At 60.8% G+C, this 20,026-nt stretch carries 23 protein-coding genes and 1 tRNA gene; 14 read left to right on the plus strand and 10 right to left on the minus strand.

Annotation, left to right across the window (positions count from 1 at the left end; all coding sequences use genetic code 11):
- Positions 1–28 precede the first annotated feature (28 nt).
- Positions 29–1,000: a solanesyl diphosphate synthase gene (gene sds, locus Q3Y53_RS03360; protein WP_303532829.1), complete on the plus strand. Its 972-nt coding sequence runs from the start codon at positions 29–31 to the stop codon at positions 998–1,000.
- Between the two features lie 9 nt (positions 1,001–1,009).
- On the opposite strand, the gene Q3Y53_RS03365 is transcribed toward sds, so the two are convergent.
- Complete coding sequence (locus Q3Y53_RS03365; RefSeq protein WP_226424062.1) at positions 1,010–1,660, minus strand: HAD family phosphatase; 651 nt, start codon at positions 1,658–1,660, stop codon at positions 1,010–1,012.
- A gap of 129 nt (positions 1,661–1,789) precedes the next feature.
- On the opposite strand from Q3Y53_RS03365, the gene acs reads away from it, so the two are divergent.
- The gene (gene acs, locus Q3Y53_RS03370) at positions 1,790–3,763 is read left to right on the plus strand and encodes an acetate--CoA ligase (RefSeq protein ID WP_303532834.1); all 1,974 of its coding nucleotides are present in this window, start codon (positions 1,790–1,792) and stop codon (positions 3,761–3,763) included.
- Here acs and Q3Y53_RS03375 read toward each other — a convergent pair.
- Together Q3Y53_RS03375 and Q3Y53_RS03380 are read right to left on the minus strand one after the other, a co-directional pair.
- Entirely contained in the window at positions 3,753–4,481 is a 729-nt protein-coding gene (locus Q3Y53_RS03375; RefSeq protein ID WP_303532836.1) for a DUF1350 family protein, read from the minus strand. The two genes, acs and Q3Y53_RS03375, sit on opposite strands and share 11 nt — an antisense overlap.
- Before the next feature lie 2 nt (positions 4,482–4,483).
- Positions 4,484–4,939, minus strand: a complete 456-nt coding sequence (locus tag Q3Y53_RS03380; protein WP_226424059.1) for a peroxiredoxin — start codon at positions 4,937–4,939, stop codon at positions 4,484–4,486.
- A gap of 85 nt (positions 4,940–5,024) precedes the next feature.
- Here Q3Y53_RS03380 and Q3Y53_RS03385 point away from each other — a divergent pair, with 85 nt between their 5' ends.
- The 5 genes from Q3Y53_RS03385 (at position 5,025) to Q3Y53_RS03405 (ending at position 9,205) form a co-directional block, all read left to right on the plus strand.
- Positions 5,025–5,867, plus strand: a complete 843-nt coding sequence (locus Q3Y53_RS03385; RefSeq protein ID WP_226424058.1) for a 3'-5' exonuclease — start codon at positions 5,025–5,027, stop codon at positions 5,865–5,867.
- Positions 5,868–5,946: 79 nt separating this feature from the next.
- A complete protein-coding gene (locus Q3Y53_RS03390) occupies positions 5,947–6,240 on the plus strand; it encodes a hypothetical protein (protein WP_303532840.1) in 294 nt (97 codons plus the stop codon).
- A 15-nt stretch (positions 6,241–6,255) separates the two neighbouring features.
- Positions 6,256–7,236 (plus strand): phosphate ABC transporter substrate-binding protein PstS, encoded by a 981-nt coding sequence (gene pstS, locus Q3Y53_RS03395; protein WP_303532842.1) that lies wholly within the window; start codon positions 6,256–6,258, stop codon positions 7,234–7,236.
- A 234-nt stretch (positions 7,237–7,470) separates the two neighbouring features.
- Complete coding sequence (gene pstS, locus Q3Y53_RS03400; RefSeq protein WP_226424055.1) at positions 7,471–8,388, plus strand: phosphate ABC transporter substrate-binding protein PstS; 918 nt, start codon at positions 7,471–7,473, stop codon at positions 8,386–8,388.
- 181 nt (positions 8,389–8,569) lie between these two features.
- Positions 8,570–9,205 carry a Crp/Fnr family transcriptional regulator gene (locus Q3Y53_RS03405; protein WP_303533999.1) on the plus strand — a complete coding sequence of 212 codons (636 nt, stop codon included), beginning with the start codon at positions 8,570–8,572 and terminating at the stop codon, positions 9,203–9,205.
- Positions 9,206–9,286: 81 nt separating this feature from the next.
- On the opposite strand, the gene Q3Y53_RS03410 is transcribed toward Q3Y53_RS03405, so the two are convergent.
- The 7 genes from Q3Y53_RS03410 to Q3Y53_RS03440 form a co-directional block, all read right to left on the minus strand.
- A tRNA-Pro gene (locus Q3Y53_RS03410) sits at positions 9,287–9,360 on the minus strand.
- A gap of 14 nt (positions 9,361–9,374) precedes the next feature.
- The gene (locus tag Q3Y53_RS03415; RefSeq protein WP_226424053.1) at positions 9,375–9,710 is read right to left on the minus strand and encodes a hypothetical protein; all 336 of its coding nucleotides are present in this window, start codon (positions 9,708–9,710) and stop codon (positions 9,375–9,377) included.
- A gap of 67 nt (positions 9,711–9,777) precedes the next feature.
- Positions 9,778–9,942 (minus strand): hypothetical protein, encoded by a 165-nt coding sequence (locus tag Q3Y53_RS03420; RefSeq protein ID WP_226424052.1) that lies wholly within the window; start codon positions 9,940–9,942, stop codon positions 9,778–9,780.
- A gap of 34 nt (positions 9,943–9,976) precedes the next feature.
- The gene (msrA, locus tag Q3Y53_RS03425; RefSeq protein ID WP_226424051.1) at positions 9,977–10,690 is read right to left on the minus strand and encodes a peptide-methionine (S)-S-oxide reductase MsrA; all 714 of its coding nucleotides are present in this window, start codon (positions 10,688–10,690) and stop codon (positions 9,977–9,979) included.
- 256 nt (positions 10,691–10,946) lie between these two features.
- Positions 10,947–11,108 carry a hypothetical protein gene (locus tag Q3Y53_RS03430; RefSeq protein WP_303532845.1) on the minus strand — a complete coding sequence of 54 codons (162 nt, stop codon included), beginning with the start codon at positions 11,106–11,108 and terminating at the stop codon, positions 10,947–10,949.
- 95 nt (positions 11,109–11,203) lie between these two features.
- A complete protein-coding gene (locus Q3Y53_RS03435) occupies positions 11,204–11,467 on the minus strand; it encodes a hypothetical protein (protein ID WP_226424049.1) in 264 nt (87 codons plus the stop codon).
- 67 nt (positions 11,468–11,534) lie between these two features.
- Positions 11,535–13,298: an ABC transporter ATP-binding protein gene (locus Q3Y53_RS03440; protein ID WP_303532848.1), complete on the minus strand. Its 1,764-nt coding sequence runs from the start codon at positions 13,296–13,298 to the stop codon at positions 11,535–11,537.
- Between the two features lie 151 nt (positions 13,299–13,449).
- Here Q3Y53_RS03440 and trpD point away from each other — a divergent pair, with 151 nt between their 5' ends.
- Genes trpD through gatA form a run of 7 tightly spaced genes read left to right on the plus strand, consistent with a single transcriptional unit; the run spans position 13,450 to position 19,981 of the window.
- Positions 13,450–14,496 carry an anthranilate phosphoribosyltransferase gene (trpD, locus tag Q3Y53_RS03445; RefSeq protein ID WP_303532849.1) on the plus strand — a complete coding sequence of 349 codons (1,047 nt, stop codon included), beginning with the start codon at positions 13,450–13,452 and terminating at the stop codon, positions 14,494–14,496.
- A gap of 7 nt (positions 14,497–14,503) precedes the next feature.
- A complete protein-coding gene (gene carA, locus Q3Y53_RS03450) occupies positions 14,504–15,664 on the plus strand; it encodes a glutamine-hydrolyzing carbamoyl-phosphate synthase small subunit (protein ID WP_303532850.1) in 1,161 nt (386 codons plus the stop codon).
- 42 nt (positions 15,665–15,706) lie between these two features.
- Complete coding sequence (locus tag Q3Y53_RS03455; RefSeq protein WP_226424431.1) at positions 15,707–16,096, plus strand: STAS domain-containing protein; 390 nt, start codon at positions 15,707–15,709, stop codon at positions 16,094–16,096.
- On the plus strand, positions 16,093–16,503 hold the full coding sequence (locus tag Q3Y53_RS03460; RefSeq protein ID WP_226400101.1) for a Mini-ribonuclease 3: 411 nt from the start codon (positions 16,093–16,095) through the stop codon (positions 16,501–16,503). Before Q3Y53_RS03455 ends, Q3Y53_RS03460 begins: the two co-directional genes overlap by 4 nt.
- 16 nt (positions 16,504–16,519) lie before the next feature.
- Entirely contained in the window at positions 16,520–18,175 is a 1,656-nt protein-coding gene (gene rlmB, locus Q3Y53_RS03465) for a 23S rRNA (guanosine(2251)-2'-O)-methyltransferase RlmB (protein ID WP_303532857.1), read from the plus strand.
- Between the two features lie 56 nt (positions 18,176–18,231).
- A complete protein-coding gene (locus tag Q3Y53_RS03470; RefSeq protein ID WP_303532859.1) occupies positions 18,232–18,477 on the plus strand; it encodes a DUF1816 domain-containing protein in 246 nt (81 codons plus the stop codon).
- A 28-nt stretch (positions 18,478–18,505) separates the two neighbouring features.
- Positions 18,506–19,981 (plus strand): Asp-tRNA(Asn)/Glu-tRNA(Gln) amidotransferase subunit GatA, encoded by a 1,476-nt coding sequence (gene gatA, locus Q3Y53_RS03475; protein WP_226424043.1) that lies wholly within the window; start codon positions 18,506–18,508, stop codon positions 19,979–19,981.
- The last annotated feature ends 45 nt before the right edge of the window (positions 19,982–20,026 follow it).

Below are 20,026 nucleotides of genomic sequence, written 5' to 3' on the forward strand. Positions count from 1 at the left end.
CACTAGGATCGCGGCGCCGAGGGGAGTCATGAGCACCGTTACCGAGCTACTCCAACCGGTAGAGACAGACCTTGAAACCTTGCTCGGAGACCTGCGCAGCCTGATTGGCGCAGGTCACCCCATCCTCCAGGCTGCTGCGGAACATCTGTTCAGCGCCGGCGGCAAGCGTTTGCGCCCGGGCATCGTTTTGCTCCTGTCGCGCGCCCTTTCGGAGAAGGGAGATCTTTCGCCGCGCCATCGCCGCTTGGCTGAGATCACGGAAATGATCCATACCGCCTCGCTCGTTCATGACGATGTGGTGGATGAGGCTTCGACCCGGCGTGGTGTGGACACGGTTCACAGCCGTTTTGATGCCCGTGTTGCGGTTCTTGCCGGCGACTTCCTTTTTGCACAGGCCAGCTGGCACCTCGCCAACCTCGATGACCTCGATGTGGTGAAGCTCCTCAGCCGCGTGATCATGGATCTCGCGGATGGGGAGGTGAAGCAGGGCCTTTACCGCTTCGACACAGCCCAAACTTTTGAGACCTACCTCGAAAAGAGCTACTGCAAGACGGCATCACTGATTGCCAACAGTTGCCGAGCCGCGGGTGTTCTCACCGGTTGCTCGCCGTCTCAGCTCGACAGCCTCTATCAATTCGGCCGCCAGTTGGGCCTGGCCTTCCAGGTGGTGGACGACATCCTCGATTTCACTGGCAACGATCAGCAGCTCGGCAAGCCTGCAGCCAGTGATCTCGCCAGTGGCTATCTCACTGCACCCACGTTCTATGCCCTCGAGGAGCATCCATCGCTGCAGCCGTTGATTGATGGCCAGTTCTCTGAGCCCGGTGACCTAGACAAGGCGCTGGAGATGGTTCGGGCTTCCAAGGCGATTGAACGCACCCGTGAGCTGGCAGAAACCTTTGCCCGCGAATCCCGTGAATCGATCGCCTGGCTGCCGGAGTCCGCGGCGCAACGCGCCTTGATGGAACTGCCGGACTTTGTCCTCAGCCGTCTGTACTGAGCTGGAACTTCAAGACAACAGGCTCAACACAACAGCCAGGCTATTGATTCCGCAGGGGTTCGCATCGATGTCGGGTTGGTCTGAGCCCTTGGGGCTCACCAGCCAGACCTGACAACCGGCGGCATGGGCTGATTGGCTGCCGGCCTGAGAATCCTCCAGGGCCCAGCAGTCTTTGGGGTGAACCCCCAGGCGCTCTGCGGCAAGCCGAAAGGGCGCGGGGTCGGGTTTGCCCGCGTCAAGGTCGGGATCGTCGCCGTAAACCCGTTCATGGATCTGCTCGAGCCAGGGATGGGGGGCTGCTTTGAATTCAACGGCGTCGCGGCTGCTGCTGGTGACCAGTGCCATGGGGATGCCCCGGTTGTGGCAATGCGCCACCAGCTCCTGCGCTGCGGGCATCGGGGCAGCATCCGGGAGCAGGGCACGAACAATCGGTTGCTGCACCGCCAACAAGGCATCTGAGCCCACCGGTTCGGCCAGCCATGCATTCACCTGGGCCGCACAGTCGAGCCGGCGACGGCCTTTCAGCTGCATCAACTGGACCTCGCTCAGCTGGGTGCCGAAGTGGGCTGCGGCTTCCCACCAGCCCCGGCCATGCAGCGGCTCGGTGTCGAGCAGAAGCCCATCCAGATCGAACAGGCAAGCGGCAGGTGGCAGTTTCATCCCGGAACGGCGATGCCCAGCTCAATCCTTTCGCATCGACTGCATCATCGTCCGACGGATTGATACGGGAGCTGGATCAACCGGTGTCCTGCTCCTTACCCTTCGAGGAGATGCACTGCGCAGTCTGCTGTGACCGACGCCAACACCACCATCGAAAGCGTGCTGCAGGAGCAGCGGGTGTTCGAGCCGCCAGCAGACACTTCCGCCAAAGCGCGCATCGGCAGCCTCGAGGCCTACCGGGCCATGGCCGATGCCGCCAACAATGATCCTGATGCGTTCTGGGGTGAAGCCGCCCGCCGAGAACTGCATTGGTTCGAGCCCTTCCATACCGTGCTCGATTGGTCGAATCCTCCTTTTGCGCGCTGGTTTGAGGGCGGCACGACGAACCTCTCCTACAACTGCCTGGACCGTCATCTCGATGGGCCAACGGCGCAGAAAACGGCGTTGATCTGGGAAGGAGAGCCGGGGGATGTGCGCCGGTTCACCTACCAGCAACTGCATGCCGAGGTCTGCAAAGCCGCCAATGGCCTCAAGGCCATGGGCATCGGCAAGGGTGACCTTGTGGCGCTTTACATGCCGATGGTGCCTGAGGCGGCGATCGCAATGCTCGCTTGCGCGCGCATTGGTGCTCCCCATTCGGTGGTGTTCGGTGGCTTTTCCGCAGAAGCCCTGAGGGATCGTCTCAATGACGGCGAAGTGAAAGCGGTGATCACCGCTGATGGCGGCTTCCGCAAGGACAAGCCGGTGTCACTCAAACCCGCGGTGGATGCGGCGCTGGCCAATGGCGCCTGCCCCTCGGTGACCGGTGTGCTTGTGGTGCAGCGCACCAAGCAGGACGTGGAGATGGTTGCCGGTCGTGATCAGTGGTGGCATGACCTGGTGGAGGGTCAGAGTGCCGACTGCCCCGCTGAGCCGATGGCCAGCGAGGACCGCCTTTTCGTTCTCTACACCTCCGGCTCCACCGGCAAACCCAAGGGCGTGGTGCACACCACCGCCGGTTACAACCTCTGGGCCCATCTCACCTTCCAGTGGATCTTCGACATTCGGGATGAGGATGTCTTCTGGTGTACAGCGGATGTGGGTTGGATCACCGGCCACAGCTACATCGTCTACGGCCCCTTATCGAACGGCGCCACGACGGTGATGTACGAGGGTGCACCGCGGCCGTCCAAGCCCGGTGCCTTCTGGGAGTTGATTCAGAAGCACGGCATAACGATCTTCTATACGGCTCCTACCGCTATTCGGGCGTTCATGAAGAGCGGCCGGTCTGTTCCGGATCAGTTCGATATGAGCAGCCTCCGCCTGCTTGGCACCGTTGGCGAACCGATCAATCCGGAGGCCTGGATGTGGTATCGAGACGTGATTGGAGGCAACCGCTGCCCAATCGTCGACACCTGGTGGCAGACCGAAACCGGTGGAGTGATGATCAGCCCCCTGCCGGGTGCAACGCCCACCAAGCCCGGCTCCGCCACACTGCCCCTGCCTGGCATCCAGGCCGACATCATCGATGCGGAAGGAAACAGCTGTGGTGCCGATGAAGGCGGGTACCTGGCGGTGCGTGCCCCTTGGCCCGGAATGATGCGCACCGTGCATGGCAACCCCCAACGCTTCCGCGAGAGCTATTGGGAGCACATCCGGCCTGCCGATGGTTCCTACCTCTATTTTGCGGGGGATGGTGCCCGGCGGGATGCTGATGGCTACTTCTGGGTCATGGGTCGCGTCGATGACGTGATCAATGTCTCGGGCCACCGTCTCGGCACGATGGAGATCGAATCAGCTTTGGTCAGTCACCCCGCGGTGGCGGAGGCGGCCGTCGTGGGTCGTCCTGACGATCTCAAGGGCGAAGGCATCGTTGCCTTCGTCACCCTGGAGGCGGGCCGCGAGGGCGATGACGCCCTGGTGAAGGAGTTGCGGATCCACGTCGGAAAGGAGATCGGTCCGATCGCCCGGCCGGATGAGATCCGTTGCAGTGATGCCCTGCCCAAGACCCGCAGCGGCAAGATCATGCGCCGGATCCTGCGGGCTTTGGCGGCGGGTCAAGAGGTGAGTGGCGACACCAGCACCCTGGAGGACCGTTCCGTTCTGGATCGCCTCAGGGCCTGATCGCCTCGCCGATGGTTCGGCTCAGCTGACGGATGACCGCCACCCGCTTGGGGTCATCCGCCCAGTCTCCGAGAAAGCTGCGCCGCAGCCCTGCACTTGCCGGCGTGAGGTGATCGCCGGGCAGTTCCAGAGTTGAGCTGGCGTCTGAGGCACGTTCTCGCAGGGCCTGGATCAGATCACCGCTTTGATCCAGCTCATCGCGCCCGAATCGCACCACCAGATTTCGCTCCTGTTGGTAGTGGCGGCTGATCAAGCGAAGCGTTTCGGCTGGACTGGGGCTGAACTCGGTTTCCACCCCGAGCCGGGGTGCCAGTTCGCCTAGCAGGGGAATCGAACGGTCGGCGTTGAAGTTGTTGAAGCTCAGGGCCACCAGGGCCCTGCTGCCGCGACCCCCATCGGGGGCCAGCAGGTGAAGCTTGCATCCCAGGCTGTGGCCAAGCCGCAGAGGAGCTGAAAGGGCCCCGCAGCGCTCCTCAAGTTGGCGACGCGCTGAGCGGAAGGCACTCCAGGCATCACGGGCCTGGCGTTGATGATCGAACCCAGGCACATAGGCCCAGGCATGCACGGCCAACCCGTCCGCCGCTAGGTCTTCCAGCAGCCTGCGATAGCTGATCTGGGGTGTTGCCGCCAGATAGCTGCCGCCGATGAATTCGATCAATCCCGTGGGTTCGGCCGGCCGCAGCTGCCAGATCGCACCCAGCTGACGCCAGTTGGCCATGCTCAACCGCGCAGCTGATTCAGCACCTGCTGTGCTTCACGCACGTGGGCCGGACCATCCAAGAGGTTGCTGAAGGTGTGACGGATCACTCCCTCCCCGTCAACGATGTAGGTGACGCGACCGGGCAGCAGACCAAGGGCTTTGGGTACACCCATCTCGCGGCGCAGGGCGTTATTGCGGTCGCACAGCAAAGGAAACGAGAGGTTGTGGCGGGTGGCGAAACGGCGGTGGCTTACGGCGTCATCACCGCTGATGCCCCAAACCTCTGCATCGAGAGCCGCAAAGCTCTCAGCGTTGTCGCGGAAGCTGCAGGCTTCAGCCGTGCACCCGGGCGTGTCGTCCTTGGGATAAAAGAACAGCACGAGCCAGCGGCCCTGCACCGAGGCGGGAGTGCGAAGGTCACCGTTTTGATCCTCCAGGCTGAAGGAGGGGAGCCGGTCGCCGATCCCGAGGGCCATTCGATCGAAATGAAGAGGTTGAACCCTAGGCAGTAGGCACCTTGCCCGGGGCGGGAGAATCAGGAGTGGGAGGAGTCACTGCGCCATGCCTGAACAGCTCGATTTGCTTGCTGGGTTTTCAAGACCTCAGGCGGAGATCCAAACAGCCCCAACGTCATTGCCTTCTCCGCCAGCCGTTGAACCTGAGGCCAAGGCTGATCAGCCAGAGGACGTGCCAGAGGCCACCCCGACCACTCTGCTGATCATCGACACCGAAACCTCGGGTTTGGATCCGCAGCAGGACCAGTGCCTTGAGGTGGGCTGCATTTTGTTTGATGTGCCGAGTCGTTCGGTGCTGGCCCAGCAATCGTTTCTCCTGCCGGTGGACTCCAACGCGGCAGAGGCGATCAACCGGATCCCCGCCGCTGTCACCCGCCGACCCCAGCCCTGGAAAGAGGCGTTGGTGTGGTTCGAACATCTGCTGGATGCTGCCGATCTGCTGGTGGCCCATAACGCGGCCTTTGATCGCCAGTGGTTCGGTCTTGGTGTTGTGCCGGCTACCACAACACCCTGGCTTTGCACCATGGACGACATCCGCTGGCCGGCGGAGCGTCAACTGCGTTCGCGGCCGTCGGTGCGGGACCTGGCCTTGGCCTACAGCGTCCCAGTCTGGGCGGCCCACCGCGCCCTCAGCGATTGCATTTACATCGCTGAGGTGTTCGCACGTTGTGACGACCTTGAGCAGCTGTTGGAGCGGGGCCTGGAACCGCGCCAGTTGATGCGTGCCCGGGTGTCATTCGAAGAACGCCATCTGGCCAAAGCAGCGGGTTTTCGTTGGAACGATCCGATCAAGGGGGCTTGGACCCGTCGTTTGAGCGATCGCGAGGTGGCGGAACTTGATTTTCCTGTCGCCCCCGTTGAGCTTGAGGCCGATCGCCTCAGCGCCTGAGACTGCGCATTTGCTTCAGCACTCCGAAGCGTCTGGGTGGTTTTGCAGAGAGCGTCGCTGAGCGCATCAGGCTGGAGCCATGACGGCTTTTCTGCATCCACATCAACGTCCGATTCGCTCTCGCCTGCGCCAGTGGCAGCAGGTACGCACCTGGGCGCGGTTGATTCGGGAAGCTGAAGCGCTCTGGCATGTTGACGTGCGTGCCCTGCGACGCATGGGGGCTGATGAACTCAGCCAGTTGATTGGGGAGGTGCCCGCCCCCCACCGCAAACGGGTGAACCGCTGGTTGCGGTGTTACTCGGTGGCAACGAGGCTCACTGTTGTGCCAACTTCCTGCCTGAGCCTGGATCCACGACGCGGGAAGATGGAGTAATTCACATAGACGGTTTTGGTACATCGTTCCCTGGTTGTTTCAAGCCTGAGCGTCCTCGCTGTTGGCCTTGCTGCCTGTGGTGGAAGTCCCAGTGTGTCCAGCCTCAATGCGGCGGGAGCCTCCTTCCCCGCCAAGGTGTACCAGAGCTGGTTCGCCGATCTGGCCGGCTCCGGCGGAATCAAGGTGAACTACCAGGCAGTGGGTTCCGGTTCCGGCCGCAAAGCCTTCATTGATGGCACTGTGGATTTCGCCGCTTCGGACGACCCGATCAAGGACGCTGACCGCAAGCAGGTGAGCCGAGGGTTGGTCCAGATCCCCATGGTGGGGGGAACCATTGCCTTCGGATACAACAAGCCTGGGTGCGAGCTTCAGCTCACCCAGCAGCAGGCTGTGGGGGTGGCCACTGGCCGCATCAGTGATTGGAAAGAGCTTGGTTGTGACGCGGGCACGATCACCTGGGTGCATCGCTCGGATGGATCCGGCACCACCAAGGCCTTCACCAATTCGCTGCAGACCTTTTCACCGGATTGGACCCTCGGCAGCGGAAAATCGGTCAAATGGCCGGTGGGTGTTGGTGCCAAGGGCAATTCCGGGGTGGCCGGGGTGATCGATAACCGGGTTGGCGCAATCGGCTACGTGAATCAGTCGTACATCAAAGGGAATGTGCAGGCTGCTGCGGTGCAGAACAAATCCGGTGAATTCCTCAAACCCTCCGTGGAAGCTGGTGCCAAAGCCCTGAACGGCATTGAGCTTGATCAGGATCTGGCTGGCAGCAACCCCAACCCGTCGGCCGCTGGTGCCTACCCCATCGCAACGCTCACCTGGGTGTTGGCCTATGCCGAGGGCAATGGCACCAAAGCTGAAGCCGTTCGAGATGTCTTCAACTACATGCTGGAGGATTCCACCCAGGAGGGTGCTGCGGCCCTGGGCTTTGTGCCTCTCCGGGGCAGCATCCTCGAAAAATCCCGCAGTGCCGTGGCAGGCATTCAGCCCTGAATGCGAACCCTTGATTTGGTGAACGTCATGCCCCGGTTTGGATGGCCAAACCGGGGTTTTTTGATGTTTTTACGTGCCGTTTGGCCGTCTTTAACCCTTGTTAATGCTCCATTAACGACATCCTGCTCGATGGCCGATTAGGTCTTGGTTGCAACAGTCCTCTTCTTTCTGGTTGTGACTCGTTTCGCTCAAAAGGCTCTCCTCCTTTCCTCCGTTTTGGCCCTCGGGGCCAGCATGTCGGCTTCTGCCGCTGAACGGCTCAACGGCGCAGGGGCGTCTTTCCCAGCCAAGATCTATCAGCGTTGGTTCGCTGACCTGGCCAAGGCTGGCGGACCTCAGGTGAACTATCAGGCCGTGGGTTCCGGTTCCGGCCGTAAAGCCTTCATTGACCAGACCGTGAACTTCGGTGCATCGGATGATCCGATGAAGAAGAAGGACATGGCCAAGGTTGGCCGCGGCGTGGTTCAGATCCCCATGGTGGGTGGCACCATCGCCTTCGGTTACAACAAGCCCGGCTGCAACCTGAAGCTCACCCAGGAGCAGGCCGTGAAGGTTGCCATGGGCATGATCAAGAACTGGAAGGAGCTCGGCTGTAAGCCTGGCACCCTCACCTGGGTGCACCGCTCTGATGGCTCGGGTACCACCAAGGCCTTCACCAACTCCATGGAGGCTTTCTCCAAGACCTGGACCCTCGGCACCGGCAAGTCCGTCAAGTGGCCCGCTGGCGTTGGTGCGAAAGGCAACTCTGGTGTGGCTGGCCTGATCCAGAACCGCGAAGGCGCAATTGGTTACGTGAACCAGTCGTACATCAAAGGCAAGGTGGTGGCCGCCGCTCTCCAGAACAAGTCCGGTGAGTTCCTCAAGCCCTCCGTGGCTGCAGGTGCCAAGGCCCTCAACGGCATCAGCCTGGACAAGGATCTGGCTGGCAAGAACCCCAACCCCACCGCCAAGGGTGCCTACCCCATCGCAACCCTCACCTGGGTTCTGGCCTACAAAACAGGCAACGGTGACAACGCCAAGGTGGTGCAGGACGCCTTCAACTACATGTTGAGCGACGCTGCTCAGAACAAAGCTCCTTCCCTGGGCTTCGTTCCCCTCAAGGGCGACATCCTGGCCAAGTCCAAGGCTGCTGTGAACAAGATCGGCAAGTGATTTTGGCTTGAATTGGTTTTAAAAACCAAAAATCAAAGGGTCCATCGGGGCCCTTTTTTTGTGCGCTGAATAATTGGAATTGAGATCAATGTTAGAGCCTTCTTAACCCAATCTCTCCCAGCTCTTTGTTGGGAATCGATGTTGTCCTCAATACAGTTTTCTTGGGTTCATGGAATTCCAAATGCTTGCCACTCCGTCCGCTGACCTGAGTTCAACAGCTCTGGGTTTTAAGGCGTTTCTTGAAAGCAGCTACGACAATCGAAATGTTGTTCATGTCACCTCGGGAAGTTTTGTTCCTCTTCTGAAGAACAGCGTTTGGTTTGTGGTTCGCGGCATGGTGAAGCTGGGGGCGCTGTCGGTGCATGGCGATGAACTGGTGCTTGGCCTTGTGGGGCCCAATGAACCCTTTGGTGCGGCATTCACCAACGTGGAGGCCTACGAGGCTATAGCGCTCACCGATTGCGATCTGCTCTGCTGCAATTTGGCGGAGCTTGAGCAGTCTCCTCAGTTGGCGCTTGGCTTGGCCAAGGCCATGGCATCACGCTACCGCCAGGCGGAGTCGCTCCTGGCTTTGCTGGGGCTGCGGCGCGTTGAAGAACGGGTCCGGGGTTTCCTGGAGCTGCTCGCCAAGGACTTTGGCGAACCCTGTGATGCTGGTCTTCGCCTCAACCTTCGCTTGACCCATCAGGAGATCGCCAGCGCCCTAAGCACCACAAGGGTGACCGTGACCCGCGTGTTGGGTCAGCTGCGGGATGAAGGCTGGCTTCAGATTGATGCCTCCAGGCATCTTGTGGTCACCGGCACCGGCCGCCGCTGAATGCACAAAAAAAGAGCCGGCGTAATTGCCGGCTCAAACCCTGAAGTGTTGATCTTCAGGTGGGGGAACAAGACGGTTGAATCGGAGCGGCGGGATTTGAACCCACGACCCCCACTACCCCAAAGTGGTGCGCTACCAAGCTGCGCCACGCCCCGTCAGATTTAAGTTATCACAGTGCATCCCGGCGTCTGAGTCGCCTGAGCAACCGAATGGTGAGTTGGTTTCGCGTTGCGGATCCGTAGTGGTACATCCGCAGTTCTGCAGCAGCCTGACGAAGCTCGGCCAGGGTCATCGCCGCTAAGCGCAGTTCAGGAAGGGTGCGCCAGGCTCTGGAGCGCATCGGGAGCGAAGCAGGGCCTTTGGCTTGGCCCAGATTCAGGGTTCCATCCGCCAACCATTCGGGGATGAGCACCACCAGAACAGCGATCAAGCCATAGAGCTCCACCAGCCCCCTCGGCAGAGGATGCAGTTGTCGCTGCTCGGATGGATCAGGCCGTTCACTCACTGCAGAACGGAGGAGTCCTTCTCCACCCACGATCGCACCAAGAGGACGCGTGCCTGTGGGCTGGTGGTCAGATTGCCAATGGTGTTGCTTTGGGTTGGGGTGTTTCCCGCCAAAGCATCGGAGCCTGTTGCTCTCGGTTGCGGGACACACTGCCGAGGATCAGTCCCAGAACCAAAATCAAGGTGAGGGCGATGGCCAGGATCACCTGTCGATCAGACAACGGCTCAGGCATGACATGGGTAGGGATCATCCCCATCCTGGCCGAATTAGCTTAGAGAGATTGGGCTGTTGTCGGATCGAAGCACGCAGTGGCTGATAGACCAGTCGTACTTATCCCAGACCTGCTTCGGGAGCTTGTAGTTCGATCCTTCGAATTCCCCAAGCAGCGTCTGTGTTGGCATCGCAGAGCAGTAGGGGCGGCTGCCCGGTTTGGCGAGGTACTGCTGGTGATAGTCCTCGGCGAAATAGAAGGTTTGATCCGCCAGGATTTCGGTGGTGATGGCGCCATAGCCCTTGGCTGAGAGGGCAGCTTGATAGGCGTCCCGGCTGGCCAGGGCCAGTTGCAGATGCTCCGGATTGAACGTGTAGATGGCTGATCGGTATTGGCTGCCGGTGTCGTTGCCCTGCCTGTTGCCCTGGGTGGGGTCGTGGCACTCCCAGAACAGTTTCAGCAGGTCGCTGAAGTCCAGAGCGGGGCGGCTCCACACCACGCGCACCACTTCCGTGTGCCCGGTTCTTCCGGAGCAGACCTGGTTGTAGGTCGGTTGCTCGATTTGGCCGCCCGCGTAGCCCACGGCAGTGCTTACCACCCCTGGTAGTCGCCAAAAACCTTTCTCAGCGCCCCAGAAGCATCCACAGGCAAAGATTGCTTCTTCCTGGTCGGCCATCAGCGGGGCCATCAGCGGTGTTCCCAACACAGCGTGCGTTGCCGGTGCAGATGGTTCGGCGTCGCCGCGGGGAGACAGCCAGGAAGGAAGCATGTTGATTAAGTGGTTCCGGAAAGCTTAGGAAGTTGATTCAACGGAGTGATGCTGCCTCCTCGAGGGCAATCAGTGAATTTTCAGCGATTGCTCCTCCAAGTAAGGGATGAAAAGGAACGAATCAAGATTGTATCTAAAAGTGGTTCTTATTTGAACAATGTTCTGCGGAAAGGTGTTGATTCTTTTGTCAGCAGCTTTCAACCTGAATCTTGCTGATGGCTGGCACATGATCAGAAAGCAAGACGTATTTGCTGGATCAACCCATTGAAAGCGATTGATTGATGGCTAGTGATTCTGGTGAATCAGGCATCGCACCTGCGTCAGAAATATCTGTTGTCAATCGCTGTACACGGCGTAATGAGCTTCTGGTGATGGCCGATGAAGGAACTGTGGTCTTGTCCTGCGGAACCTCCTTCATTCGAATTTCAATCAGCAAGTAATCCTTCTCCCTAGGTCTCGGGGCAGCCGTTTCGGACGTGGTGATATGCCTTCGCTTCCTGTTGCCGTGGTTGCTTAGGAGGCTTTGGCTTCACCCTCAACCGGGTTGAGCTGGATGTGATTCAGCAGCGTTGTGACGAAGGCGAAGAGCAGAAACGGCAGGCTCAGCACCAAAATCAGCCCCACTCCCACCAGCGCAAAAATCGGTCGCGAGGAGCCCATCAGGGCAAGCCCCGCAGCCAGACTGACAAAAATGACGGCCATCCAGGCCAGCACCTGTCCGTAAATATCGCCAAAGGTGAGCGTGCAGCGCACCGCAAAGGGGGATCCGCTGGTCATAAGTAAGGAGTCGCCTTAACAGCTAAGCCACGGACGCTGGAGTTTTCAGAAACCACCCTGAGATTCTTCAGGAAGCCAAAGCATCCAGTTGTTGCGATGCCTGCTGACGCTCCCAAAGACGTTTGTACACACCCGGCTGTTGGATCAAGGCGTTGTGGTGTCCCTGTTGAACGATGCGTCCGTTCTCCATCACCAGGATGCGATCACAGGCTGCTGCAGCTGAAAGTTGATGGCTGATCATCACGATGGTCCGATCATCCTGAGCTCGGATCGAATCCAAAATCGCCGCTGCCGTGTTGTTATCGACGCTGGCCAAGGCGTCGTCGAGGATCAACACCGGCGCCGACATCAGCAGAGCCCGGCCCAGGGCTGTGCGTTGACGTTGACCACCACTCAACGTGATTCCGCGTTCCCCAACGATGGTTCCGAAGCCATCGGGAAAGCCCTTCACGTCATCAGCTAGGCGGGCTTGCTCTGCCGCCAACTCAACCCGCTGATCACTGGCTTCAGGGTCGCCATAGCGAAGGTTGTCCGCCAGGGTGCTGGTGAACAGAAAGCCCTCCTGGGGAACGATCGCCACGTCACGGCGCAAGGTCTTCAGGGGCATCTGGGTGACATCCACGCCATCCAGGAACAGCTGTCCGGGGTCCAAGGGAACCATGCGACCAAACGCTCGAGCCAGGGTGGTCTTGCCGCAGCCCACGGACCCCACAACAGCCACCAACTCCCCTGGCTCGATGCAGAACTGCAGGCCATTCAGGGTGTTCTGCTTAGCACCTTGGTATTGGACAGTCAGGCCGCGGGCTTCAAAACGCCCCCGGCGTTCGCTCGTTGGATGGGGCTTCATATCAGAGGGATCAGGGTCTTTGATCTCTGGTTCCCGTTTGAGTAATTCCTCCACCCGCTCGAGGCTCACCTGGCCTGTCTGGAAGGTGTTGAGCGTGAATCCCAGCAATGCCGTGGGGAAGACGAGCTGCTCCACATAAAGAATCAGGGCCACCAGTCCTCCAATGCTCAGACGACCGGCTTCGAGTTGCCCGCTGCCGATGGCCAACAGCAAAAGAACAGAGAGGGAGGAGATGCCCTGAAGCAGCGGGAACAGGGTGCTTTGTGTTCTCGCCAGCCGAATGGCGCTGTCGCGATAGCGGCGGTTGCGTGTGGCGAAGGCCTCCTGTTCCGCACCCTCTTGGCCGTAGATCTTGATGGCCCCGATCCCCGAGAGATCCTCCTGAATCAAGTTGCTTAGGGCGGAGAGTTCTTCCTGCTGCGTGCGCTTTTGACGCATCATGCGCCCACCGAACAGGCGCACTGTGCTGAGCATCACGGGGTAGAGCCCGACGGCGGCCAGGGTCAGCCACGGATCGATGGCCAACATCGCGGGCAGCGTCAGTGCATAGGCCAGCAGGGTGTTGGTCAGGCTGAGAATCGCGAATCCGAGCAGGCGCCTGATGTTTTCCACATCGCTGGTGGCGCGACTGATTACTTCACCGCTGCCCTTGCTCTGAATCCAATCGGGTTCCTGGCGGAGCATCTGCTCGAACAGGCGCTGACGCAGATCCACTTCCACCTGCCGACCCACCCCAAAGATGAGTTGGCGCGAGGTCAGCCGGATCACGCCCATGGTGCTCGCGAGCAGCACAACCCATCCCGCCTGGCGCAGGACTCCGGCGTAACTGAATCCCTCCTGCAGCTCGTCCACAACGCTGCGCACTTCCCACGGGATCGTGACCCGCAAAACGTTCACCAACACCAAGGCAATGGCGCCCAGCAGCACCGTGCGGCGGTGGGGACGCAGATAGCGGCCGATCAGGTCGAGACGAAGGGCGGCCATGCGAGCTCGTTGGTCCCGTTGGCAGGCCAACCTAGGCATCCGGCTTCAACGGCTGGTCGTTCGCCGTTGATCTGAGGGATAGTGGGGCTATCCCCATCACCTGGCCCGGCGTGCCTCGCACCCCGGGTTTTTTACTGCCAGCTTCCCTTCCATGTCCTCAGACCCGCGTTCCTGGTCCGGTTACTTGGACCATCTGCTGCAGGGCAACAACCTCAGCTCTGATCAGGCCACCAAACTGATGCGTGCCTGGCTAGCTGAAGAGCTCGAGCCTGTGCAGACGGGGGCATTTCTGGCTGGACTGAGGGCCAAAGGGATGGTGGCCGATGAGCTGGCTGCCATGGCGGCTGTCCTGCGCGAGGCCTGCCCCCTTCCCTGCGACCGGCCCGATCTGGCCATGGTCGACACCTGCGGCACCGGTGGTGACGGTGCAGACACCTTCAACATCTCCACGGCGGTCGCCTTCACTGCCGCGGCTTGCGGAGTCAATGTGGCCAAGCACGGCAATCGCAGCGCCAGCGGCAAAGTGGGCTCAGCCGATGTGCTCGAGGGGCTCGGTCTCAACCTCAAGGCACCCTTGAACAAGGTGGTGGAGGCTTTGCCGGGAACCGGTGTCACCTTCCTGTTCGCTCCCGCCTGGCATCCAGCTCTTGTGAATCTGGCACCGCTGCGACGCACCTTGGGGGTTCGCACGGTGTTCAACCTGCTGGGCCCCCTGGTCAATCCGCTTCAGCCTCAGGCGCAGGTTCTTGGCGTGGCGCGTCCAGAGCTTCTCGACCCCATGGCGGGAGCTTTGCAGCAATTGGGCTTGAGCCGTGCTGTCGTGGTTCACGGCGCTGGAGGCCTCGATGAGGCTTCGTTGGCGGGTCCCAATGCCTTGCGTTTGATCGAATCCGGGGGCATCACCACAAAGGAGGTTTCCCCTGAAGACCTGGGCCTGACCCGTGCCGGTCTCGAGCTGCTGCGCGGTGGTGACTGCGCGGTGAACCAGCAGATCCTTCAGAACGTTCTGAAGGGGCAGGGATCGCTGGCCCAGACAGAGGTAGTGGCCTTCAACACAGCACTGGTGCTCTGGGCTGCTGGGCTGCAAAGCGATCTGCCGGATGCTGTTGCTCAGGCTCTGACTGTTCTCAATGAGAGCAAAGCCTGGGACAAGCTTGTCGCTCTGCGGGGTGCCCTGTCCGACGGGGATGGAGAATGAGTGACTGATGACCTGCGGCGGCCCTTCGATGCCCGATTCCCCATCAGACAAGGCTTATCTCGTCCTTGCCGATGGCACGGTTCTCACCGGTGTCGGCTTCGGCCATCGCGGCACCACCATCGGTGAGGTGGTGTTCAACACCGGCATGACCGGTTACCAGGAGGTGCTGACAGACCCCTCCTACGAGGGACAGTTGGTGAGCTTCACCTATCCCGAACTCGGCAACACAGGGGTGAATGCTGACGATCAAGAAGCTGATCGCCCCCACGCCCGTGGCGTGATTGCCCGCCAGCTGGCCCCATTGCCCAGCAACTGGCGCTGTGAGCAGCCGCTTGAGAGCTGGATGAAGACCCATCAGCTGGTGGGCATCAGCGGTTTGGATACCCGTGCCTTGGTGCGTCACTTGCGTGAGGTGGGGGCCATGAATGGAGTGATCAGCAGTGACGGCCAGCCCCCGGCGCAGTTGCTGGAGCTCCTCAAACAGGCCCCGTCGATGCAAGGGCTGAACCTGGCGGACCGCGTCACCACCCGTGAGCCCTACCAGTGGAATCAGGCCTGCAGTGTTGGCTTCGATCAGCGTTTGCAGCGCCGCAGCGACGCGCCCTTCCGCGTTGTCGCCATCGATTTCGGCATCAAGCGAGCCATTCTCGATCGACTGGTCGCCCATGGCTGTGATGTCACGGTTCTTCCGGCAGACACGGATCTGGCCACGGTTCGCTCCCATCGCCCGGATGGTGTCTTTCTGTCCAACGGCCCTGGTGACCCGGCAGCGGTGACCCATGGGATTGCCCTGGCCAAGATGTTGCTGGAGGATTCCGATCTACCCCTTTTTGGCATCTGTCTGGGCCATCAGATCCTTGGTCTGGCCCTGGGCGGAGAGACGTTCAAACTGTCCTATGGCCACCGCGGCTTGAACCATCCCTGCGGCACCACAGGCCAGGTTGAAATCACCAGTCAGAACCACGGCTTTGCCCTCTCCGCCGATTCCCTGGATTCAGAGGTGATTGACGTCACCCACTTCAATCTGAACGACCGTACCGTGGCAGCGATTGCCCATCGTCAAAAGCCTGTGTTCGGGGTGCAGTACCACCCGGAGGCGAGTCCGGGCCCCCATGACGCCGACCATCATTTCGCCCGCTTTGTGACGCTGATGGCCGATCGCCGTTGATGAGGTGGTAGCCAACGCTCAGCATCACTACATTTCGTGCCGATGATGCCTGGGGGGCTTGATCCCATCAGCGAACTGCAGCGACTGACCGTCTCTCTCCGGGGCGGATTCGAACAGAAAGATGGCTGTCTGGTGTTTCATTTCACCGGTCAGCTGGATGCGTATTCCGAGAAGCAGTTCATGGAGTACGTGGGAGATGTCTTGAAGGCCAACAAGCTTCCTTCTGTCCTCGATCTCAGCAAGATCGATTTCCTCGATTCATCCGGCCTTGGGGCGCTGGTGCAGCTGGCCAAGCAATGCACGGATGCAAAGCGGTCGTTTCTTTTGGTGGGCAACACCAGGGTGAAGCAGACGATCAAGTTGGTGCGTCTTGAGCAGTTCCTTCATTTGGTGGAGGATCTGCCCACAGCCCTGAACCAGTTGGCGGCTTGAGCGATTGGATCAAAAGCCAGTCTCCCAGTGACATCAACGAACAGCTGGGGCCATTGCAACTGGCTTGGATTGGAGATGCCGTGTGGGAGCTGCATCAACGGCTGCGCCATGGCGCTAGGCCTGGACGCTCTGATCAATTGCATCGGGCCGTTGTGGCCGATGTCCGTGCTGACGCCCAGTCCCGCTTGCTGAGCTGGCTGGAAGACCGTGAACTTCTCAGTTCAGAGGAACTCGATCTGGTGCGTCGGGGCCGCAACAGTGCCGGTCGGGGTCCAAGGCGCGCGGACGCTGCTGTTTATGGAAGGGCCACAGGGTTTGAGACAATGGTTGGCTGGCTGTTTCTGAACAATCCAGCCCGGCTTGCGGAGCTCTTCGACCACTTGGAGCAAGCCGGATCCAACCCATAACGTTGCCTCGCACACCATGAGCCCTCGCTTTGAACGCCGCTCCAGCGGCCCATCCCGCGATGGCCGTTCGGGGCCAGGAGGCAGTGGGGGTGCTCGACCGCCAGGAGGCAGGCCGCCCAGTGGACGCGCATCCGCTGGCCGCTCCTCGATGGGGCGCTCGGATAACGGTCGCCCCATGCCCAGCAACCGCCGTTCTGATGGCGGTCGTGCCCCCTATGCCAAGCCTGGGCGTGACGGCGGCGGTTATCGCGAACGACGCGCGCCACGGGATGGAGGCTGGGAGCAGTCGCGAGGTGGTGATCGACCCAACAATCGATTTGCTGAGCGCTCTGGTGATCGACCCAACAATCGGTTTGGTGAGCGCTCTGGTGATCGACCGGGTTATCGGTTTACTGAGCGGTCTGGGGATCGTTTCGGTGATCGAGCCGGAGAACGCTTTGGTGATCGCCCGAAAGAGCGGTTCGGCAATCGTTCCCGTTCCTTCGAGCGAGATCAGAACGCCTCCCGTTCGGACTCTCAAAACGACCGCTCAGGGCCTGGACGTTTTCGCGATCGCAACGATCGCTACGGCGACCGCCGTCGCTCCGGGGATGAACGGCGCCAACCGGCCCAGCGCTCCAGATCCCGGTACGACGAGGGCCGTTCTTCTCAGCGCCCGGATCCAGTATCGGAGGCTGCAGCGGCCACACCCCCAGCGGACGATTTGATTTGGGGACGTCATGCCACCCAGGCCGCGTTGGAGGCCGGACGACCCATCCATCGCATCTGGTGCACTCCCGAGATGCGCAGTGCCTCCAAATTTCTCCAGCTCCTGCGCGATGCCAAGGCCTCAGGCGTTCTCGTGGAAGAGGTGACCTGGGCTCGGCTGGGACAGATCACAGGTGGGTCCGTTCATCAGGGCATCGCCCTGCAGACGGCGGCGGCGGAAACCCTCGATCTCGAGACCCTTATCGAGGGCTGCTCGGATTTGGGGGAACCCCCCTTGTTGGTGGCCTTGGACAGTGTCACCGACCCGCACAACCTCGGGGCGGTTGTTCGCTCCGCTGAGGCCATGGGAGCTCACGGTGTGGTGATCCCCCAGCGCCGCAGCGCTGGCTTGACAGGTTCCGCCGCCAAGGTGGCCGCAGGAGCGCTGGAACATCTGCCGGTGGCGCGCGTGGTGAACCTCAACCGGTCCCTGGAAAAGCTCAAAGACGCCGGCTACAGGGTGGTGGGCCTTGCTGCTGAAGGAGATGTGACCCTCACCGATGTCGATCTCACTGGGCCGATGGTGCTGGTCACTGGATCCGAGGACCAAGGCTTGTCGCTGATGACCCGGCGTCATTGCGACCAGTTGGTTCGCATCCCGCTGCGGGGCATCACTCCGAGCCTCAATGCCTCCGTCGCCACAGCCCTTTGTGTGTACGAAGTGGCACGGCGCAACTGGATGAAGGACATTCACGGCCAAGCGCCGTCTCCGCCGATTCGGCGGCCCAAGCTTGCAGGTTCTGAATCGCCCGTTGAGCTGACAGAGGCCTCTGAGTCGGCTGCTCCGCCTGAGCAGGCTGTTCTCCCTGAACAGGCTGAAGCTCCTGTGGAGAAGGCACCGGAACATCGGATTGATCTGGATCTGAATCCATCTCAGCCGGATGCTGTCTTGCCGTTCGATCAGAACATCCAGCTATCTCCCTGAAAACAGTACGAATTCCAAGATCTCGGGGCACAATGCCCCCAGGTCCCTTTTCTCCCATGAGTCCCCTGATTCGGCCGCTGCGCAGCCTTGCCAATGGCTTTGGATTCGCTTGGTGGGCTCGTGTTCAGACCTCAGGCCCTGATGTGACCTATTGGTTCGGTCCCTTCATCACCCGCAAGGGGCTTGAGAGTGAGCTCAGTTCCTTCCTGGACGACGTCAAGTCAGAGCAACCCCAGTCGATCAGCCACTCCATGCTGCGGACTCGGCGCTCTGAGCCCCTCACCATCACGGCTGAGGGCTGATCCTGCGGCTGATAGCGTCCTCCCTGCAATGGATCGCAGGGACATGACGATCAGCGCGTGGCGTCAGCAATTGCAGAGCGGCGAGGTCTCCTCCCGCGAGCTCGTTGATCAGCACCTCAAGCGGCTCGAAAGTTCTGAGCCTTCGTTGAACGCTTTTGTTGAAGTCACGGCCGAGAAGGCACGTGCTGAGGCGTCGCGTATCGATGAAGCCAGGGCCGCCGGCGAGAAGCTTGGTCCTTTGGCGGGATTGCCACTGGCGATCAAGGACAACCTCTGCACCAAAGGTGTTCGCACCACCTGCTCCAGCCGCATGCTCGAGCAGTTTGTGCCGCCCTACGAATCCACGGTCACCGAGCGGCTTTGGCAGGCCGGAGGTGTGTTGGTTGGCAAGACAAACCTGGATGAGTTCGCCATGGGCGGCTCAACCGAAACGTCTGCGTTTGGTGCCACACAGAATCCCTGGAACACCGCCCATGTGCCGGGTGGAAGCTCCGGTGGCAGTGCAGCGGCCGTCGCCGCCGGTAGTTGCCTCGCTTCGCTTGGTTCCGACACTGGTGGCTCCATCCGCCAACCGGCGTCGTTCTGTGGCGTGGTGGGCCTCAAACCCACCTACGGCCGGGTCAGCCGTTGGGGCCTGGTGGCCTTCGCCAGTTCCCTGGATCAGGTGGGTCCTTTCGCCGGCAGCGTTGCTGATGTGGCCGAACTGCTTCAGGTGATCGCCGGGCCCGACCCTCGCGATTCCACCTGTCTTGATGTGTCGGTTCCCGACTTCAGCGCCGGCCTCAACCAGCCCATTAAGGGCCTCAAGGTGGGGGTGATCAAGGAGTGCTTCGACGCCGAAGGCCTCGATGATGAGGTGAAGGCGTCGGTGCAGGCCTCTGCTGCTCAACTGGAGGCTCTTGGCGCTGAACTGGTGGAGGTGAGCTGCCCCCGGTTCAACGACGGCATCGCCACCTACTACGTGATTGCACCATCGGAGGCCTCGGCCAATTTGGCGCGGTATGACGGGGTCAAATACGGCTTCCGCGCAGAAAACGCCGAGAGTCTTGCTTCGATGACTGCGCTCAGCCGTGCTGAAGGGTTTGGCGCTGAGGTGCAACGTCGAATCCTGATCGGCACCTATGCCCTTTCTGCCGGGTATGTCGATGCCTACTACAAGAAAGCGCAGCAGGTGCGCACCCTGATCCGGCGAGACTTTGATGCGGCCTTCCAGAGTGTGGATGTCCTGCTGACGCCAACAGCACCGTCCACGGCCTTCAAGGCTGGCGCTCACGCCGATGACCCTCTGGCGATGTATTTGGCTGACCTGCTGACGATTCCGGTCAACCTGGCTGGACTTCCGGCCATCAGTGTTCCCTGTGGATTCAGTGCGGCGGGTCTGCCGATCGGGATGCAGCTGATCGGCAATGTGTTGGATGAACCACGTCTTCTTCAGGTGGCTCACCAGTACGAGCAGGCTGCGCAGGTGTTTGCGTCACGTCCGGAAGCCGCGCTGGTCCCCTGAGCTGCGCCACATGTGGGGGGTGTGTACCCCTTGAACGCTGGATCT

It is taken from the genome of Synechococcus sp. YX-04-1 (assembly GCF_030546365.1).
Taxonomy (GTDB): Bacteria; Cyanobacteriota; Cyanobacteriia; order PCC-6307; family Cyanobiaceae; genus Parasynechococcus.

What these genes read in the sequence shown, in the direction of transcription:
- sds (WP_303532829.1), top strand. Translation starts at nt 29, where the DNA reads ATGAGCACCGTTACCGAGCTACTCCAACCGGTAGAGACAGACCTTGAA.
- msrA (WP_226424051.1), bottom strand. Translation starts at nt 10,690, where the DNA reads ATGCTTCCTTCCTGGCTGTCTCCCCGCGGCGACGCCGAACCATCTGCA.
- Q3Y53_RS03380 (WP_226424059.1), bottom strand. Translation starts at nt 4,939, where the DNA reads ATGGCCCTCGGGATCGGCGACCGGCTCCCCTCCTTCAGCCTGGAGGAT.
- Q3Y53_RS03470 (WP_303532859.1), top strand. Translation starts at nt 18,232, where the DNA reads ATGAGTCCCCTGATTCGGCCGCTGCGCAGCCTTGCCAATGGCTTTGGA.
- Q3Y53_RS03430 (WP_303532845.1), bottom strand. Translation starts at nt 11,108, where the DNA reads ATGAAGGAGGTTCCGCAGGACAAGACCACAGTTCCTTCATCGGCCATC.
- Q3Y53_RS03440 (WP_303532848.1), bottom strand. Translation starts at nt 13,298, where the DNA reads ATGGCCGCCCTTCGTCTCGACCTGATCGGCCGCTATCTGCGTCCCCAC.
- Q3Y53_RS03455 (WP_226424431.1), top strand. Translation starts at nt 15,707, where the DNA reads ATGATGCCTGGGGGGCTTGATCCCATCAGCGAACTGCAGCGACTGACC.
- Q3Y53_RS03435 (WP_226424049.1), bottom strand. Translation starts at nt 11,467, where the DNA reads ATGACCAGCGGATCCCCCTTTGCGGTGCGCTGCACGCTCACCTTTGGC.
- gatA (WP_226424043.1), top strand. Translation starts at nt 18,506, where the DNA reads ATGGATCGCAGGGACATGACGATCAGCGCGTGGCGTCAGCAATTGCAG.
- Q3Y53_RS03365 (WP_226424062.1), bottom strand. Translation starts at nt 1,660, where the DNA reads ATGAAACTGCCACCTGCCGCTTGCCTGTTCGATCTGGATGGGCTTCTG.
- Q3Y53_RS03375 (WP_303532836.1), bottom strand. Translation starts at nt 4,481, where the DNA reads ATGGCCAACTGGCGTCAGCTGGGTGCGATCTGGCAGCTGCGGCCGGCC.
- rlmB (WP_303532857.1), top strand. Translation starts at nt 16,520, where the DNA reads ATGAGCCCTCGCTTTGAACGCCGCTCCAGCGGCCCATCCCGCGATGGC.
- Q3Y53_RS03405 (WP_303533999.1), top strand. Translation starts at nt 8,570, where the DNA reads ATGCTTGCCACTCCGTCCGCTGACCTGAGTTCAACAGCTCTGGGTTTT.
- Q3Y53_RS03420 (WP_226424052.1), bottom strand. Translation starts at nt 9,942, where the DNA reads ATGCCTGAGCCGTTGTCTGATCGACAGGTGATCCTGGCCATCGCCCTC.
- Q3Y53_RS03390 (WP_303532840.1), top strand. Translation starts at nt 5,947, where the DNA reads ATGACGGCTTTTCTGCATCCACATCAACGTCCGATTCGCTCTCGCCTG.
- pstS (WP_226424055.1), top strand. Translation starts at nt 7,471, where the DNA reads ATGTCGGCTTCTGCCGCTGAACGGCTCAACGGCGCAGGGGCGTCTTTC.
- trpD (WP_303532849.1), top strand. Translation starts at nt 13,450, where the DNA reads ATGTCCTCAGACCCGCGTTCCTGGTCCGGTTACTTGGACCATCTGCTG.
- Q3Y53_RS03385 (WP_226424058.1), top strand. Translation starts at nt 5,025, where the DNA reads ATGCCTGAACAGCTCGATTTGCTTGCTGGGTTTTCAAGACCTCAGGCG.
- carA (WP_303532850.1), top strand. Translation starts at nt 14,504, where the DNA reads ATGACCTGCGGCGGCCCTTCGATGCCCGATTCCCCATCAGACAAGGCT.